This is a genomic window from Bradyrhizobium sp. (assembly GCF_016213215.1).
Taxonomy (GTDB): domain Bacteria; phylum Pseudomonadota; class Alphaproteobacteria; order Rhizobiales; family Xanthobacteraceae; genus Bradyrhizobium.
The window spans coordinates 122,433-139,155 of the sequence record NZ_JACRAW010000077.1 but is presented as its reverse complement, the minus strand read 5'-3'; the positions used below and the strand labels follow the sequence as shown (position 1 = coordinate 139,155).

12 protein-coding genes are annotated in these 16,723 nt (G+C 63.7%); 5 read left to right on the top strand and 7 right to left on the bottom strand.

Going from position 1 to position 16,723, the window contains the following annotated elements:
• Positions 1–314: 314 nt before the first annotated feature.
• Both HY852_RS13695 and HY852_RS13690 read right to left on the bottom strand, forming a co-directional pair.
• Positions 315–767, bottom strand: a complete 453-nt coding sequence (locus tag HY852_RS13695; RefSeq protein ID WP_291605256.1) for a DoxX family protein — start codon at positions 765–767, stop codon at positions 315–317.
• A gap of 206 nt (positions 768–973) precedes the next feature.
• A complete protein-coding gene (locus tag HY852_RS13690) occupies positions 974–3,283 on the bottom strand; it encodes an NADP-dependent malic enzyme (RefSeq protein WP_291605255.1) in 2,310 nt (769 codons plus the stop codon).
• Between the two features lie 228 nt (positions 3,284–3,511).
• On the opposite strand from HY852_RS13690, the gene HY852_RS13685 reads away from it, so the two are divergent.
• Positions 3,512–5,485: a hypothetical protein gene (locus HY852_RS13685; protein ID WP_291605254.1), complete on the top strand. Its 1,974-nt coding sequence runs from the start codon at positions 3,512–3,514 to the stop codon at positions 5,483–5,485.
• Here HY852_RS13685 and aspS read toward each other — a convergent pair.
• Positions 5,482–7,263: an aspartate--tRNA ligase gene (gene aspS / locus HY852_RS13680; protein WP_291605253.1), complete on the bottom strand. Its 1,782-nt coding sequence runs from the start codon at positions 7,261–7,263 to the stop codon at positions 5,482–5,484. The genes HY852_RS13685 and aspS overlap by 4 nt on opposite strands.
• Positions 7,264–7,482: 219 nt before the next feature.
• Here aspS and HY852_RS13675 point away from each other — a divergent pair, with 219 nt between their 5' ends.
• The 3 genes from HY852_RS13675 (at position 7,483) to HY852_RS13665 (ending at position 11,058) form a co-directional block, all read left to right on the top strand.
• Positions 7,483–8,961 (top strand): YdiU family protein, encoded by a 1,479-nt coding sequence (locus HY852_RS13675; RefSeq protein ID WP_291605252.1) that lies wholly within the window; start codon positions 7,483–7,485, stop codon positions 8,959–8,961.
• Positions 8,962–9,367: 406 nt separating this feature from the next.
• Positions 9,368–10,516 carry a ribonuclease D gene (gene rnd / locus HY852_RS13670; RefSeq protein WP_291605251.1) on the top strand — a complete coding sequence of 383 codons (1,149 nt, stop codon included), beginning with the start codon at positions 9,368–9,370 and terminating at the stop codon, positions 10,514–10,516.
• Positions 10,517–10,674: 158 nt separating this feature from the next.
• Positions 10,675–11,058, top strand: a complete 384-nt coding sequence (locus HY852_RS13665; protein ID WP_291605250.1) for a hypothetical protein — start codon at positions 10,675–10,677, stop codon at positions 11,056–11,058.
• Positions 11,059–11,704: 646 nt separating this feature from the next.
• Here HY852_RS13665 and HY852_RS13660 read toward each other — a convergent pair.
• Entirely contained in the window at positions 11,705–13,087 is a 1,383-nt protein-coding gene (locus HY852_RS13660) for an aspartate aminotransferase family protein (RefSeq protein ID WP_291605248.1), read from the bottom strand.
• Between the two features lie 143 nt (positions 13,088–13,230).
• Positions 13,231–14,235: an autotransporter outer membrane beta-barrel domain-containing protein gene (locus HY852_RS13655; protein ID WP_291605247.1), complete on the bottom strand. Its 1,005-nt coding sequence runs from the start codon at positions 14,233–14,235 to the stop codon at positions 13,231–13,233.
• Positions 14,236–14,587: 352 nt separating this feature from the next.
• Here HY852_RS13655 and HY852_RS27920 point away from each other — a divergent pair, with 352 nt between their 5' ends.
• Positions 14,588–14,929: a DUF6678 family protein gene (locus HY852_RS27920; protein WP_367116361.1), complete on the top strand. Its 342-nt coding sequence runs from the start codon at positions 14,588–14,590 to the stop codon at positions 14,927–14,929.
• Positions 14,930–14,970: 41 nt separating this feature from the next.
• Here the strand turns inward: HY852_RS27920 and purN are convergent, their stop codons facing one another.
• Positions 14,971–15,624, bottom strand: a complete 654-nt coding sequence (gene purN / locus HY852_RS13650; RefSeq protein WP_291605246.1) for a phosphoribosylglycinamide formyltransferase — start codon at positions 15,622–15,624, stop codon at positions 14,971–14,973.
• Between the two features lie 4 nt (positions 15,625–15,628).
• Complete coding sequence (gene purM / locus HY852_RS13645) at positions 15,629–16,702, bottom strand: phosphoribosylformylglycinamidine cyclo-ligase (RefSeq protein WP_291605245.1); 1,074 nt, start codon at positions 16,700–16,702, stop codon at positions 15,629–15,631.
• Between the last annotated feature and the right edge of the window lie 21 nt (positions 16,703–16,723).

Genomic DNA, 16,723 nt, shown 5'->3' with positions numbered 1-16,723 from the left:
ATTGACCATGGTCTGGGGTGATTTGCCCGCAGTTCAAGCGGTTGTAATAACCCCGCCGTCATTCCGGGGCGACGCGCAAGCGTCGAGCTACGATGTGCAATTGCACATCGGAGGATCCATAACCACCGGCCGGGGTTATGGATCCGGGCCTGCGTGCTTGCGTACGCATGCCGGAATGACGGAAAGGGGGCGACAGCGACGCGGGAGTTGCGCCGCCATGTATCGCCTCGCTCACCCGCGTTACTATCTGCGGACTGATGTACCTTCTCGGACAACTCAAGCGGCGGGCTGCCGGCTGTATGCGCCGTTCGCGCCTAGACTTCCCCATACGCGGCTTCGACCGGCCGCGTGGCCTTGCCGTAGCCGGCGATCATGAACAGCGCGCCGACGATCGAGAGGTTCTTGAGCGCCTCGATCAGCGTCTTGGCGTTATCCGGCGCCGGCTGATTCCAGAAATCATGGAAATAGAAGGTCGAGGCGACCACGAAGATGATCAGCACGATGGCAAAGAACCGCGCGCCGAAATTGAGCGCGATCATCAGGCCGGCGAGAACCTCGAAGGCCCCGACCGCGATCGCCAGCAGCTGCATGAAAGGCATGCTTGCCATGGTCTCGAGCTGCTGGGCATAGGGCGCGACGACTTCAGGGAGCGTCACCTTGGTCGCGATGAAATCGGCCGTCGCGGCGATCGCGAACAGTTTCGTCGCGCCCGTGTAGATGAAGAGCACGGCGAACAAGATTCGCCCGAAGGTAACGAACGCTGGCATGGTCGGCCTCTTGGATGGTGCTATGAGGGCGGGACGCTGACGCCGGAATGAAGTGATTATGAAGATTCCAGTGCCGTTTTCAAACGTACAATCCCGCCCGGGAGCGAATTCTTCGTAAGCCGCCAGAGCAGCGATTCGGCCAGGTCAATCCATCCGCGCGGCAAAAAGGCCGAGGCTCTCCCCTGCGGGCGAGCTTCGGTACCTGATCAGGTGAACAGGCTCGGCTGCTGCCGGCTGGCGCGCTCCTGGGCCTCCACCACCGCGACCGCGGTCATGTTGAGGACACCGCGGGCCGTCACCCCGGGGGTGAGGATGTGCGCCGGCCGCGCCGGGCCGATCAGGATCGGGCCCACCGGAAGCGCGTCCGCCAGGACCTTGATGGTCTGGTAGGCGATGTTGGCCGCGTCCAGCGTCGGCATGATCAGGATGTTGGCCTCGCCTTCCAGGTCCGAATGTGGCAGCACCTGCTTTCGCGCCACCCCCGAGAGCGCGGTGTCGGCCTGCATCTCCCCGTCGGCCTCGAGCTCGGGGTGCTTTTCCTTGAGCAGCGCCGTGGCACGGCGCATCTTGCGTGAGGAGTCGGTGTCGTAGCTGCCGAAATCGGAGTGCGACACAAAGGCGATCTTCGGCACGATATTGAAGCGCTGCACGTGGCTGGCCGCCATGGCGGCCATTTCCGCCAATTCCTCAGCGGTCGGGTTCGGCCGCACCTGGGTATCGGCGAGAAAATAGGCACCCTTGCTGGTGATCATCAGCGAGAGCGCAGCGCAGTCGCTGACCTCGGGCCGGAAGCCGATGATTTCGCGCACATGGCGCAGATGGCTCATGTAGCGGCCCTCGACGCCGCACAGCATGGCATCCGCCTCGCCCCGCACCACGGCGAGCGCCGCGATCACGGTATTGTTGGTGCGCACGACGGTGCGGGCAGCGTCCGGCGTCACCCCACGCCGGCCTGCGACGTCAATGTAGGACTGCACATAGGACCGGTAGCGTGGGTCGTCCTCGGGATTGATGAGGTCGAAATCCCGCCCCGCCTTGATGGCAAGGCCAAAGCGCTTGATCCTCGTTTCGACGACGGACGGGCGCCCGACCAGGATCGGCCGCGCGAGCTTCTCCTCCAGCACCACCTGCGTGGCGCGCAGCACGCGCTCGTCCTCGCCTTCGGCATAGATGACGCGCACCGGCTGGGTCTTCGCTTTCGCGAACATCGGCTTCATCACGAGTCCGGAGCGGAAGGCGAAGCGCGTGAGCAACGCCGTATATTCGTCGAAATTGCCGATCGGGCGCGTTGCCACGCCCGAGTCCATCGCAGCCTTCGCCACGGCCGGCGCGATGCGCAGGATCAGCCGCGGATCGAACGGGCTCGGAATGAGCGAGCCCGGCCCGAAGCCTTGCGTCTCGCCGGTATCAAAGCCGTGCGCAACGGCATCCGACGGCGGCTCGCGCGCGAGCTGCGCGATCGCGTCGACCGCGGCGTGCTTCATCTCCTCGTTGATCGCGGTGGCACCGACATCGAGCGCGCCGCGGAAGATGAAGGGGAAGCAGAGGACGTTGTTGACCTGGTTGGGAAAATCGGAGCGGCCGGTGCAGATCATGGCATCGGGGCGCGCCCTGCGCGCCTCCTCCGGCATGATCTCCGGCACCGGGTTGGCAAGCGCCATGATCAGCGGCTTGTCCGCCATCTGCCTGGCCATGTCGGCCGTCAGCACGTTGGGCGCAGACAGCCCCAGGAAGATATCGGCGCCGCCAATGACATCGCCCAGCGTACGTTTGTCGGTCTTCTGGGCATAGACCGCCTTCCAGCGGTCCATCAGCGTGTTGCGCCCGTCATAGACCAGGCCGTCAATGTCGCATACCCAGATGTTCTTGCGTTGCGCCCCCATCGACACCAGCAGGTTGAGGCACGCGAGCGCCGCGGCGCCCGCGCCGGAGGCGACGATCTTCACGTCGGACAATTTCTTGCCCTTCAGGAGCAGCGCGTTCTTGATCGCGGCGCTGACGATGATGGCTGTGCCATGCTGATCGTCGTGGAAGACCGGGATCTTCATGCGCTCCTTCAGCCGCGCCTCGATCTCGAAGCATTCCGGTCCCTTGATGTCCTCGAGATTGATGCCGCCGAAGGTCGGCTCCAGCGCTGCCACGGTCTCGACGACGCGCTCGATGGTGTCGGCGGCGATCTCGATATCGAACACGTCGATGCCGGCGAACTTCTTGAACAGCACCGCCTTGCCTTCCATGACGGGCTTGGAGGCGAGCGGACCGATATTGCCCAGGCCCAGCACGGCGGTGCCGTTGGAGACGACCGCGACCAGGTTGGCGCGCGTCGTCAGCGTGGCGGCCTCGGCGGGATTGTTGGCTATTTCGGTGCAGGCGGCGGCGACGCCGGGCGAATAGGCAAGCGCCAGGTCGCGCTGGTTGGCGAGCGGCTTGCTCGCCTTGATCTCGAGTTTCCCCGGCCGTGGCAGCCGGTGATAGGCCAGCGCCGCGGAATGGAGATCTTCAGAATAGGACGACATGCGTGCCTTCCGCCCAAAACGTATTTGTGTACCGGTCCAGCAGAGTCAGCTTCCCGGCAATCGCGGGGGGATGTGAAGCACGGCCGGCCGCTTGGATGCAACATCCGATTGCGCGCCCATCAACAGGTCCCGGTTTGCAAATTATTGAAAGAGCATGGCTTTCCGTAAACTCGCCATATAAGCTATGAAAAGTTGCATCTTGCAGAATGAGCTACCGCAGGTGAGCGAATGAGAAGAATTTTCATCGGCGTCGTCGCTGCAATCGTGATCGCGGCCGGGGGATGGCTCGGCTTCAATTTCTACGTCCAGCACCGCGCGATACAGCAAGTCGATGCGCTGTTCGACGAGATCCGGGCGGGCGGCGGCAAGGCGAACCATGGCAAGGTCGCGTTCAATCTCGGCACGCGGACGCTGACGGTGGAGGACATCGCCGGTGAGTCGACGACCCAGCCGCAGGCGCGGGTCAAGATCGCGCGCCTCAGGGCGATCGGCGTCCGGCAGTCCGATCCGGCGCGTTTCTCGGCCGACAGCATCGAGATTTCCGGAATTGAAGCGACTGCGGAGGGCGCTCCCGAGAACTGGAAAGCCGTCTACAAGGTGCCGCAAATCACCTTCACCGATTATTCCGGCCCGATCCACGGGCAACGCTTCACAGCCTCCAACTCGCTGATCGAAACCTATCGCTCCGTGCTCCAGCGGTTCGCCGCAGTCACGGCGTCGTCAATCACGGCGCCCACGATTTCGCTCGCCTTCAGCGCCGGCACCGCCGCCCCAGGCGGCGGCGAAGCCACCTACTCCGGCCTTGCGATCCAGGGGGTCCGCGAAGGCAGAATCAGCACGGTGAAAATCGACGGGGTCGCCTTCACGACGACGGCCCAGCAGGCGGGCAAGACCGACAAGCTGAGCGGCAACATCTCCAACGTCGTCACGCTTGATTTTGATGCAAGCGCCGCCGTAGCGATGCTCGATCCGCAGCAGGCGGGCGATGACGCCTTTCATCGGATCTACCGGCAAATATCGGCCGGTCCCTATGTGCTGACGTCCGAGCTGGGCCTGCGCGCACGGATCGACGGCATTACGCTGGACGAGGCGGGAATACGCCCCTCAAAGCTGCAGCTCCAGGCGATCATGTCGATGCTGCCGACGGATCGAACGGTCCCCCCGACACCGGCGCAGGCACGCGAGCTCACCGCGAAACTAGCCGATCTCTACGAAGGCATTCGTATCGGCAACGCCGAGGTTCGCGGTCTGGCGGTCGAGACGCCACAAGGGCCCATGACGCTGAAGGCGATCCGCTACAATCTGGAAAACGGGCAAGGCGATCTTGCCATCGAAGAGCTGGACGCGCGCTCGCCGAACGGACCGGTCAAGCTCGAGCGTTTTGTGCTCAAGTCGCTCAATGCGGCCAATCTGATGCGCCTGACGTTGCAGTTGTCGAGCGCGGGGCAAGTGCCCTCGCCCGATCAGGCTCTTGGCCTGTTCCGCGTCCTCGAAGGCGCCGAGGTCAAGAACCTCGTGGCGCCGTTCAAGGACAGCAACAAGTCGATCAATCTCGACATGGTCAGTCTCGATTGGGGTCAGTTGGTCGGATCGATCCCGAGCAAGGCGCATCTCGTCGCGAAGATGACGATGCCCGTCGACGCGACCAATCCAGCGCTGATGCCGCTGCTCGGGGCCGGCATCGACAAGCTGGTGATCGACGCCGATCTCGGTGCAGCCTGGACGGAGGCCTCGGGTGCCTTCGTTGTCGCGCCCGCGAATATCGAAATTGGAAACCTGCTGAAGGCGCAGGCTCGCCTGACGTTCGCCAACGTGCCGCGCGCGGTGTTCTCGCTCGACCTGATGCACCCACCGCAGGAGGCGGCCGAGATCGAGGCCGGCCCGATCGAGCTCACCCTGCGCGATGCCGGCAGCGTCGACCTCGTGGTCACGCAGTTTGCCCGTGCCCAGAACCTCAGCCGCGAGGCGGCGAGGCTCGCCATCATCGACAAGATCAAGAAGATCGGCAAAGAGATTGCAGCAGCCAACCCGGACGGGGCGGCCGCGGTGGAGGCCGTGATCCGCTTTATCGAAACGCCGGGACAGACGCTGGCGATCAAGCTGACGCCGCTCAAGGTGGGGGTGCAGCTCGTCACGCTGTTGCGGACCGACGCGCTGACCGCGCTCTCGCAATTCCGGATCGAGGCCTCGACCGGACTCTAGGCCTGGCCCTTGTTCGGCAGATTGACCCTGATGTGAAGCTCGCGCAGTTGCTTGGGCGTGGCTTCCGAGGGCGCGCCCATCAGGAGGTCCATGGCCTGCTGGTTCATCGGGAACAGCGAGATCTCGCGCAGGTTGGTGGTGCCGCACAGAAGCATGACGATGCGATCGACGCCCGCCGCCATGCCGCCATGCGGCGGCGCGCCGTACTGGAAGGCGCGATACATGCCGCCGAAACGATCGATGACGTCCTGCTCGCCGTAGCCGGCGATCTCGAACGCCTTCACCATCGTCTCCGGGCGATGATTGCGGATGCCGCCGGAGGCGATCTCGTAGCCGTTGCAGGTGATGTCGTACTGGAAGGCCTTGATGGTCAGCGGGTCCTGCGTCTGCAGCGCTTCCAGGCCGCCCTGCGGCATCGAGAACGGGTTGTGCGAGAAGTCGACCTTCTTCTCCTCTTCGGAGTACTCGTACATCGGGAAGTCGACGACCCAGGCGAGCTCGAAGCGCTCCTTGTCGATGAGGTTGAGCTCCTCGCCGACCTTGGTGCGGGCGAGCCCTGAGAACTTCCAGAACTTGTCTGGATCGCCGGCCACGAAGAACGCGGCATCGCCCTCCTTCACGCCGAGCTGGGTGCGGATCGCCGCGGTGCGCTCGGGGCCGATATTGTTGGCGAGGGGACCTGCGCCCTCACCGCCCTCGCGCCACATGATGTAGCCGAGGCCGGGCTGGCCTTCGCCCTGCGCCCACGAGTTCATACGGTCGCAGAAAGCGCGGCTGCCGCCGCCGGGCGCGGGGATCGCCCACACCTGGTTCTTCGGGTCTTCGAGCATGCGCGCGAACACCTTGAAGCCGGAGCCGCGGAAATGCTCGGACACGTCCTGCATCTCAAGCGGATTGCGCAGGTCCGGCTTGTCGCTGCCGTACTTGCGCAGCGCTTCGGCGAACGGAATCCGCGGCCAGCCCTTGGTCACCGGCTTGCCCTTGGCGAATTCCTCGAACACCCCGGTGACAACCGGCTCCATCGCCGCGAACACGTCTTCCTGGGTCACGAAGCTCATTTCGACATCGAGCTGGTAGAACTCGCCAGGAAGGCGGTCGGCGCGCGGGTCCTCGTCGCGGAAGCAGGGCGCGATCTGGAAATAGCGGTCGAAGCCGCTCATCATCAGGAGCTGCTTGTACTGCTGGGGCGCCTGCGGCAGCGCGTAGAACTTGCCGGGATGGATGCGCGAGGGCACCAGGAAGTCGCGGGCGCCCTCGGGGGAGGACGCGGTCAGGATCGGGGTGTTGAACTCGAAGAAGCCCTGCTCCTTCATGCGCCGGCGCATCGAATCGATGATCGCCACGCGCGTCATGATGTTCTGGTGCAGCTTCTCGCGGCGCAGGTCGAGGAAGCGGTACTTGAGCCGGATGTCTTCGGGATATTCCTGGTCGCCGAACACCGGCAGCGGCAGTTCGCCCGCCGGGCCCAGCACCTCGATCTCGCTGACGTAGATCTCGACCTTGCCGGTCGCGAGGTCGTCATTGTCGGTGCCCTCGGGACGGTGGCGCACCTTGCCGTCCATCCGCACCACCCATTCCGAACGGAGCTTTTCAGCCTGCGCAAAGGCCGGCGAGTCCGGATCGACCACGCATTGGGTGAGCCCGTAATGGTCGCGCAGGTCGACGAACAACACGCCGCCGTGGTCGCGGATGCGGTGGCACCAGCCCGACAGCCGCACCGTCTGTCCGATGTCGCTCTCGCGGAGTTGGCCGCAGGTATGGGTTCGGTAACGGTGCATGGAATTCCCGGAAAGCAAGGTGGCGGAGGATCGATTCGAGGCAGAGGGCTAGGCTCGAAGCGGCTGAGGGTTTACCCGAGGCGGGTCAGCGCGGCAACCGAATGCGAGCGGATGGGCGCCCTGCCGGGCGTCAGAAAACCCCGAAAAAACAACATCACGCCTGATCGGGCGCCTGCCGAAGGCGATTGCCTAATGCCGGGCCGCGCCTATCTTGGAGGTATGACTGTCCATTTCGCGTTCCAGAACTCCTATGCGGGCCTGCCGGCGAATTTCTTCGCGCGTGTGGCGCCGACTCCGGTCGCCGCCCCCCGGCTGATCAAGCTCAACCGGCCGCTCGCGGTCCAGCTCGGGCTCGACCCGGACATGCTGGAGACGCCGGAAGGCGCCGAGATCCTTGCCGGCAAGACGGTTCCGGAAGGCGCCGAGCCCATCGCGATGGCCTATGCCGGGCACCAGTTCGGCCATTTTGTTCCGCAACTCGGCGACGGCCGCGCCATCCTGCTCGGCGAGGTCATCGACAGGGACGGCGTCCGCCGCGATATCCAGCTCAAGGGCTCCGGCCCCACCCCGTTCTCCCGGCGTGGCGATGGCCGCGCCGCGCTGGGACCGGTGCTCAGGGAATATATTGTCAGCGAGGCGATGCATGCGCTCGGCATCCCGACCACGCGCTCGCTCGCAGCGGTCGTCACGGGCGAGCCCGTCATGCGCGAGACAGCGCTGCCCGGCGCGGTGCTGACGCGGGTTGCCGCCAGCCATGTCCGGGTCGGAACCTTCCAGTACTTTGCCGTGCGCCGCGACAACGACGCGGTGCGCGCCCTCGCCGATCATGTCATCAACAGGCACTATCCGGAACTGGCGCAGGCCGAGCGGCCCTATCATGCACTCCTGGCCGCGGTGGTCGGCCGCCAGGCCGATCTCGTCGCGCGCTGGCTCCTGGTCGGTTTCATTCATGGCGTGATGAACACCGACAACACCTCGATCTCGGGCGAGACCATCGACTACGGCCCCTGCGCCTTCATGGACGAATACAATCCCGCGCAGGTCTTCTCCTCGATCGACGAGATGGGCCGCTACGCCTACGCCAACCAGCCCCGCATTGCCTTATGGAATCTGACGCGGCTCGCCGAATGCCTGCTGCCGCTCTTCGGCGAGGAGCAGGACAAGGCCGTCGAGCAGGCGCAGGAAATTCTTGGCGCATTTCCCGAGCAGTTCAGCGCGGCTTATCAGGCCGGCTTGCGCCGCAAGATCGGGCTGTTCACCGCGCGCGACGGCGATGAGGCGCTGATCCAGGACCTGCTCGATGCCATGGCCAAAAACGCGGCCGACTTCACCCTCACCTTCCGCGGGCTCAGCGATGCCGCTGGCAATGAGGCCGCCGACGAGCGCGTGCGCGCCTTGTTCGCCGAGCCCGCCGCGTTCGACGAATGGGCGGCGCGCTGGCGCAAGCGCCTCGACGAAGAGCCGCAAACCCCGGCCGAGCGGCAGGCCCTGATGCGCAGCGTCAACCCCGCCTTCATCCCGCGCAACCATCGCGTCGAAGCCGTGATCCAGGCGGCGATGAACCGCGACGACTACACCCCGTTCGAGGAGCTTCTGAAGGTCCTGTCCAAACCCTATGAGGACCAACCGGAATTCGCCGCCTACCAGGACCCGCCCCAGCCGCACGAGCGCGTGTGCCAGACCTTCTGCGGGACGTGAGGTGTTAACTTCTCGTCCACCATCGTCGCGGACCGGTACGCGGTAACCACGACGTTTAACAAACCCTCAATTAGCCACCGACAAGTCTAGCGATCTCATCGGGAGGATGGTGTCGTGGACGCGTTGGTATTCGAGTTTATGGGATTGGCGATGATCGCGATGTGCGTGATCGTGCTGGCGGTGCCCACGGCACGCAAGCCGTCGCGGCACATCCGCTACGAGTAGGATATCCGGGAACGGGGGCAGGAAAAGTCCCGGATTTGCTTCGCTCATCCGGGGCCGCGCATGGGCCGTTTGCGCCGTGCGCCGCCTGTCCCGCTCAAATGCAAGGCTCGAATTCTTTACGAGCCCCTTGACATGCCTGCACTTTCGGCGGAACGGCTGAGGCACGTGCCATAGGTCGTTCATGGATTTGATTGCTACTAGCTCGGAACTTGCGGCAGCCTGCGCGAGGCTGGCGCGCCACCCGGTCATCACTGTCGATACCGAGTTCCTGCGCGAAACCACCTACTACCCCCTGCTCTGCGTCGTGCAGATGGCCAGCGCGGAGGAAGCGGTCGTCGTCGACGCGCTTGCCCAAAACATTGATCTGAAACCCTTCTTCGAGCTGATGGGCAACGAGAAGGTGCTCAAGGTCTTCCACGCCGCCCGCCAGGACATCGAGATCGTCTGGCACCAGGCGAACATCATTCCTCACCCGGTATTCGATACCCAAGTCGCGGCGATGGTACTGGGTTACGGCGACAGCATCGCCTACGACCAGCTGGTCGAGCGCGTCACCGGCCATCGGCCCGACAAGACTCACCGCTTTACTGACTGGTCGCGCCGGCCGCTGAGCAAGGAGCAGATGCACTACGCCGTCTCCGACGTGACCCATCTGCGCGACGTGTTCGCGGCGCTCGATGCCGACCTGATGAAGCGCCGCCGCAGCGACTGGGTCAGCGTCGAGATGGAGATCCTGACCTCGCCGAAGACCTACGACTTCCACCCCGAGCGCGCCTGGGAGCGGCTGAAGACGCGCGTCCGCAAGCCCAAGGAGCTCGCCGTCCTGATGGAAATTGCGGCCTGGCGCGAGCAGGAGGCGCAAAGCCGCGACGTGCCGCGCAGCCGCGTCCTGAAGGACGAAGCGGTCGGCGACATCGCCACCCACGCGCCGACCACGATCGAGCGCCTTGCCAATTTGCGATCGCTGCCCAGGGGCTTCGAGAGATCGAAATGGGGCGTCGACATCGTCGCCGCCGTCCAGCGCGGGCTGGCGCGCGATCCTTCGACCCTGCCGAAGCTCGAAAAGCCCCGCAACAACGCCAATGGCGGCGCGATCGTCGAGCTGCTCAAGGTCCTGTTGCGGATGACCTCGGAGCGTCACGCCGTGGCGAGCAAGGTCATCGCCACGGTCGACGATCTCGAGCAGATCGCCGCTGACGATGATGCCGACGTGGCCGCGCTGCGCGGCTGGCGGCGCGAACTGTTCGGCGAAGCCGCGCTCAGGCTGAAGCGTGGTCAGCTGGCGCTCGCCGTCGACAAAGGCAAGGTGATCGTGGTCGAACGGGAGTGAGGGTTCGCTAAACCGGTCCCGCCGCGTACTTGCTTGGCGATTATCTACTTGACACCACAGCAGGCTAGATAGGCCGTATCCACAGATAACGTATCTAGGTGTTGCACTCTGCGCGGGAACTGTTATACGTTCACGTTATGAGTGACAACACAGACCCAATGGCCGCGTTCACGGACCTTGCCGAGAAGATCAGGCGGTCAGCGTATGCTGACGGCTGGCGTGATGCCATGGCTGCCGTAGCGAAAGCGGTTGGCGAGATGACGCCCGGCGAAGTACAGGACGTTATAGGACCTGCCGTGCAGCTAAAACTGATTAACGGCACGGGGTCGAGCACGACCAAGACAAAGCTGATTATGGGTACAACACCCTATTTCATCGTGCGGGCGCTGGAAGCCAAGCCGGGACTAACTCCGGCTGAGATTATTCAGGCGCTACAGGATGCGGGCCATTCAGCGCCAGAGAATTCTATTCGAACCAACATCCACCGCCTGAAGGAGCGCAAGCTTATCGTCGCCCGCCATGGCAAATGGTTCGTGGTCTAAATGCAAACGGCGACTACCGAGGTAGCCGCCGTTCAAAACAATCGCCGTCGAAGGGTGAGTTTCACGACCAACCCCTTCGGCATCCAAGACCCAAGGTCAAGCCAACCTTGGTGCAACACGACCCCAGTGAGGTCCGTAGACCCGAGACCGGGAGGTGGTACATGCAACAATAGCGTTTTAGGTTGAGCGGCGCTGCGGGAATTGGCCCCCGCGGCGTCATTCGCCTATCTAATATACTATGTCTCTGATTCGGTTGCAAGAATCGAAATAGAGCATGAGAACAAGGACTTCGCGCTTGGTTAAGAAAGACGACGGCCAATTCTCGAAAAAAGAGGCAGCCGAGCGATTTGAGGCTGCGCTAAGAGCCGGGCTGGCTACACCGCCCAAGCCACTCAAAGACAAGCCAAGGGTTCGGAAAAAGCCAAAGAAGAAGGGGCGCTAAATAGGTTACTTCTTGTTTTGAGGTTGGAGAGTTGGGCCGAGCAAACTCACATGGTATTCGCTGACATCTTCGCACTTTTTCATGCAATTCATTATGCCGTTAGCGATATCGGGCCTGAGAAGGCCCCTTACCTCGTGCATCTGTGGCGCCCCACCCTCCCCCGCAAGCGGGAGAGGGAGCGCCGTTGCGTCAGTGCACGTTCCTCTACGCCGGAGTGAGACCGGCCACCACCGGCTTGAGGTCGTCGAGCATGCCGGCGACCGCGCCGACCAGTTCGTCGATGTGGCTCTTGCCCACAATCAGAGGCGGACAGAAGGCCACCGCATCCAGCATGTTGCGGGTGATGATCCCTCTCTCCTGCAACAGGCGGGACGCGATGGTGCCTATCGCCCCCGGCGTGCTCGCGGCGGCCTTGCGCTGCTTGTCGAGCACCAGCTCGATCGCAGCGATCATGCCGACGCCGCGGACTTCTCCGACCAGCGGGTGATCGGCAAGCTCGCGCAGCTTGCCCTGGAGATACTCGCCGGTGCGGGCGGCCTGTTCGACCAGGCCACGCTCCTCGATGATCTTGAGGTTTTCGAGCGCGATCGCGGCACCGACCGGGTGGCCGCCTGCCGTGAAGCCGTGGCCGAGAACCCCGATCCTGTTGCTCTCGTCGGCAATCGGCTCAAACATGCGGTCATTCATCATGATGGCCGAGAACGGAAAGTAGCTCGAGGTGATCTGCTTCGACATCACCATCACGTCGGGCTCGATGTTATAGGTGTCGCAGCCGAACATCCTGCCGGTACGGCCGAACCCGCAAATCACTTCGTCGGCCACCAGCAGAATGTCGTACTTCTTCAGAACTTTCTGGATCTTGTCCCAGTAGGTCCGCGGCGGCACGATGACGCCACCGGCGCCCATGACCGGCTCGCCAAAGAAGGCCGCGACCGTCTCCGGCCCTTCCTTGAGGATCATCGCCTCCAGCTCCTCGGCGCGCCGGGTCGCAAAGGCCTCCTCGCTCTCGCCGGCGTTGCCGTCCTTGTAGAAATGCGGCGAGCCCGTGTGCAGGACGTTCGGCAAGGGCAGGTCAAACGAGCGGTGGTTGTTCGGAAGACCGGTCAGGCTCGCGGATGCGATCGTAACGCCATGGTAGCCACGCAGGCGGCCGATCACCTTCTTGCGCTGCGGCTGGCCCAGCGCATTCGAGCGATAGGTGATCAGCTTCAAGACGGTGTCGTTCGCCTCGGAGCCGGAGTTGGTGAAGAACACCTTGCTCATCTTCACCGGCGCCAGACCTACCAGCTTCTCGGCGAGATCGATCGACGGCCCGTGCGATTTCGAGGCGAAACCGTGATAAAATGGCAGGGCTTGCATCTGGCGCATCGCGGCCTGGACAAGCCGCGGCTCGTTGAAGCCCAACGCCACGCTCCAGAGGCCGGCCAACGCCTCCAGATAGCGCTTTCCCCCCGCGTCATAGACGTAGGGTCCCTCGCCTCGCTCGATCACGAGCGGGCCGTTCTTCTGGTGCGCACGCGCATTGGTATAGGCGTGCAGCTGGTAGGCCACGTCTCGGGCTTCTTGCGAATTGGGCAGCATGGTCATTGCGCGTTTCCTGGTGCGTTCAATTTTTTTCGGCTGAGCGGGTGTAGGCGGCGAGTCTCACCTTGGCTATTGCTATGACGTTCAACTTGCAACGTCACGCGCTGGTTTGACGCGAAAGTGAGTTCCGGCGGGGGTCTGGACCCCTACCACTTCATTTCGAAGCCGACCGTCCCCTGGTGCGATTGCAGGGCGGAGCGGAACTTGGCGTCGTAATTGACGTAGAGCCGCGCCGTGTTGGTCAGGCTGAGCGAGGCCGAGCCGCCGGCATCGGCACCGTACCGGCTCTCGCCGATACCCTGCACCGCAATACTCTGCTGCCCGAGGCTGACCACGACCGAACCGAGGTTCTGCGAGAAATTGTCGACGAACTTGCCGTAGGCTGACAGATCGAGAATTTTCCGGTCGAAGATGAAGTAATGCCCGACCTCCGCGCCGATCATGACGCGTGAACGCTCCAGCGTCAGCGTGCTACCCGCCATCGGATCAAAGCCGCCGATCTCTTGCCATGACCCGGTCGTGGCCCGCACATATTCGAGCGCGGCCTTGGGCACGATCCGGCTCTGATCCTTGGTCCAGTAATAACTGAGTTCGGTCAGCGCTCCGTCGACCGTGGCGCCGTAGCTGGCTAGGGCGAGGCCAAGGCCGGTATCGCGGCTGGTGTGGACGTTGCCGAAGCCGTGCACCAGCGCAAATGCCCAGGTCCAGGGCCCCTTGTCGACCGAGGCGTTGAAGCCGAACTGGGTCAGATCGAGGGTCGCCGACTGCAGCGCCAGCGGCACGTCGATTGCGGTGCGGCTCTGATCGATCGAGAAGCCGATGTTCACGCCGGGAGCGATTCGCGCGCCCAGGCCGGCGACGCCGCCCCAGGTCGTGCGCCTGTCGCCGACGAAGTCACCTTGGGCGTCGGTCCTGACCGAAATGCCGTAGGCCTCGACCCAGCTGCGATAGCGCGGACCTTCCGCCTCTTCCGACGAGCCGCCGCCGCCGGGATTGGTTCGCAGCGAACGGTTGTAGAAATTGCCGGCCTGGCCACCCAATCGCTCCAGAAAGCTGCTGCCGAGGTTGAGCGCCGCCCCGCCGGCCGACAGGTCGGAATTGGCGTCCGTCGGTGTCGGGATTGGTGTCGGGACTGGTGTCCGGATCGGCATGGGCACTAACTGCGCGCACGCCGGCGATGCTGCGCCAGCCACGAGGCCGAGGCAGACAAAGACCGCGACTATCACCGCCGACCAGCAGCCACGGCCCGCCGGCCCTGTCAGCAGTGGTCGCGATGAGCAGCGCATCAATGCAAAATCCCGAAACGAACGACAGCGCACAAAAACACAACACTTCTTGCCGGCTTGGGCGCGATTTGCCTCCACTTGGCCGTGACGGTCAATGACCGGACTCAATTTCGTGGGGGTGATTGCCCGATGTTGTGGTTCTGCAGCCACAGGCAGTGAGTCTACAAGCACAACGGGTGACGTGGTGCTGCAGCTTAAGCGCCGCCAAGGTGAGTAGATGGCACAGAAGTCGGACTATTTCTCGGTTGCGAATGACACTAAGTGGCGCGAATTGCGGAAAGCAATACTCGAACTCGATTGCGCTGAATGGCCCAGCTTTCGCTGTAAGAGCTTGGATACAGGCCACCTAAGTTCCTGGGACGGCGAGTGGTACTACCACTGGTCAGAGGGTGGTTGGGACTGGATGGAGTGGGCCGAACTATCGGTCCGGACACCCCAAGAACGCGATACTCTTCGGGAAATCTTGAGATTAATACGCTTCGCAGGCGTGGAAACTGCCGACGGTTTCCGCATCTATGGATACATTCGCCGTGGCGAAGTTGCGGACTACATTAAATAGTTCGCAGGCAGCCCCTGGTCAGGAGAAGTATCGCCCGGCCTTCAGCCCACCACCGGCGAGATCAGGAAATTCCCCGAATCGGTGCTGCCGGTCGTCTTGCAGACGTCGCCTTCGATGCGGACTTTCCCGATTGCCAGCAGCCGCAGCGATTCCTGATAGATGCGGTGCTCGACCTCGAGGATGCGCTCCGACAGCGTGTCCGAGGTGTCGTGGTCGCTGACCGGGACCGCGCCCTGCATCACGATCGGTCCGGCGTCGGTCTCGGGAATGACGAAATGTACCGTCGCCCCGGACAGCTTGACGCCGGCGCGCAGGGCCTGGCCGTGCGGGTCAAGACCCGGAAAGGACGGCAGCAGCGACGGGTGGATATTGAGCATCCTTCCGTACCAGCGCCGCACGAACTCGGCCGTGAACAGGCGCATGAAGCCGGCGAGACAGATCAACTCGATGCGGTGGCGGTCGAGGGCCGACTGCAACGCGGACTCGAAGGCGGCGCGATCCTTGCCGAACGGCTTACTCTCGACCACAAGCGTTTCGACCCCGCTCGCCCTGGCCTTCCCAAGGCCGGCCGCATCGGGGCGATTGGAAATGACGAGCGTAATCTCGGCCGGGAAGTCCGCCTGCGCCGCTGCCCTGATCAGCGCGGCCATGTTGGACCCACGTCCGGATATCAGGATGGCGACGCGGCGCTTCATCGTCTCACAATGCCAGATCAAGGTGGCCGTTATAAACCACGCGATGTTCGCCCGCGGCCGGAATGACTTCACCCAGCACCGCCACTGTCTCGCCCGCGTCCGCGAGAACCGCGGCGACCTCGTCGACGGCATCCGCCCGGACGATACCCACCATGCCGATGCCGCAGTTGAAGGTGCGCAACAATTCGAGTTCGGCGATGCCGCCCTGGGCAGCGAGCCATTTAAACACGGGCAGGACCGGCACGCGCGCCAGATCAATGCCGACGCCGAGATGCTTGGGCAGGACACGTGGAATATTGTCGGTGAACCCACCGCCGGTGATATGGGCAAGACCCTTCACGGCGCCGGTCTCCCGGATCGCGCGGAGGCACGATTTCACGTAAAGGCGGGTCGGAATCAGCAGCGCGCCGCCCAGCGTCATCACGGGCGAGAACGGTGCCTTCGCGTCAAAGCCGAGGCCGGACTGCGCGACAATCTTGCGCACCAACGAGAAGCCATTGGAGTGAACGCCGGACGAGGCCAGGCCGATCACCGCATCGCCCGCGACGATATCACCGCGCGGCAACAGCGTGCCACGCTCGGCGGCCCCGACCGCAAAACCGGCGAGGTCATAGTCTCCGTCCTTGTAGAGGCCCGGCATCTCGGCGGTCTCGCCTCCGATCAGCGCACAGCCGGATTCGCGGCAGCCCTCGGCGATTCCGGCCACGATGGCGGCAGCCGCCTCGGGCTCGAGCTTTCCACAGGCAAAGTAGTCCAGGAAGAAAAGCGGCTCGGCGCCCTGAACCACGAGGTCATTGACCGACATCGCGACGAGATCGATGCCAATCGAGCCGTGCAAGTTGGTCTCGATCGCGATCTTGACCTTGGTGCCGACGCCGTCCGTAGCAGCCACCAGGACCGGATCCGTAAAGCCGGCCGCCTTCAGGTCGAACAGGCCCCCGAATCCGCCGATCTCGGCATCGGCCCCGGCACGTGCGGTGGCCCGCACCATCGGCTTGATGAGGTCGACGAGGCGGTTGCCCGCATCGATATCGACGCCCGAATCCGCGTAAGTAAGGCCGTTCTTGCGGTCGATCATGCCCGATTTCCAGATGCTGGA

Bases quoted from the DNA above. Each gene is read 5' to 3' on its own strand.
- HY852_RS13695 (WP_291605256.1), bottom strand. From the start codon at position 767: ATGCCAGCGTTCGTTACCTTCGGGCGAATCTTGTTCGCCGTGCTCTTC.
- HY852_RS13690 (WP_291605255.1), bottom strand. From the start codon at position 3,283: ATGTCGTCCTATTCTGAAGATCTCCATTCCGCGGCGCTGGCCTATCAC.
- HY852_RS13685 (WP_291605254.1), top strand. From the start codon at position 3,512: ATGAGAAGAATTTTCATCGGCGTCGTCGCTGCAATCGTGATCGCGGCC.
- aspS (WP_291605253.1), bottom strand. From the start codon at position 7,263: ATGCACCGTTACCGAACCCATACCTGCGGCCAACTCCGCGAGAGCGAC.
- HY852_RS13675 (WP_291605252.1), top strand. From the start codon at position 7,483: ATGACTGTCCATTTCGCGTTCCAGAACTCCTATGCGGGCCTGCCGGCG.
- rnd (WP_291605251.1), top strand. From the start codon at position 9,368: ATGGATTTGATTGCTACTAGCTCGGAACTTGCGGCAGCCTGCGCGAGG.
- HY852_RS13665 (WP_291605250.1), top strand. From the start codon at position 10,675: ATGGCCGCGTTCACGGACCTTGCCGAGAAGATCAGGCGGTCAGCGTAT.
- HY852_RS13660 (WP_291605248.1), bottom strand. From the start codon at position 13,087: ATGACCATGCTGCCCAATTCGCAAGAAGCCCGAGACGTGGCCTACCAG.
- HY852_RS13655 (WP_291605247.1), bottom strand. From the start codon at position 14,235: ATGCCGATCCGGACACCAGTCCCGACACCAATCCCGACACCGACGGAC.
- HY852_RS27920 (WP_367116361.1), top strand. From the start codon at position 14,588: ATGGCACAGAAGTCGGACTATTTCTCGGTTGCGAATGACACTAAGTGG.
- purN (WP_291605246.1), bottom strand. From the start codon at position 15,624: ATGAAGCGCCGCGTCGCCATCCTGATATCCGGACGTGGGTCCAACATG.
- purM (WP_291605245.1), bottom strand. From the start codon at position 16,702: ATGATCGACCGCAAGAACGGCCTTACTTACGCGGATTCGGGCGTCGAT.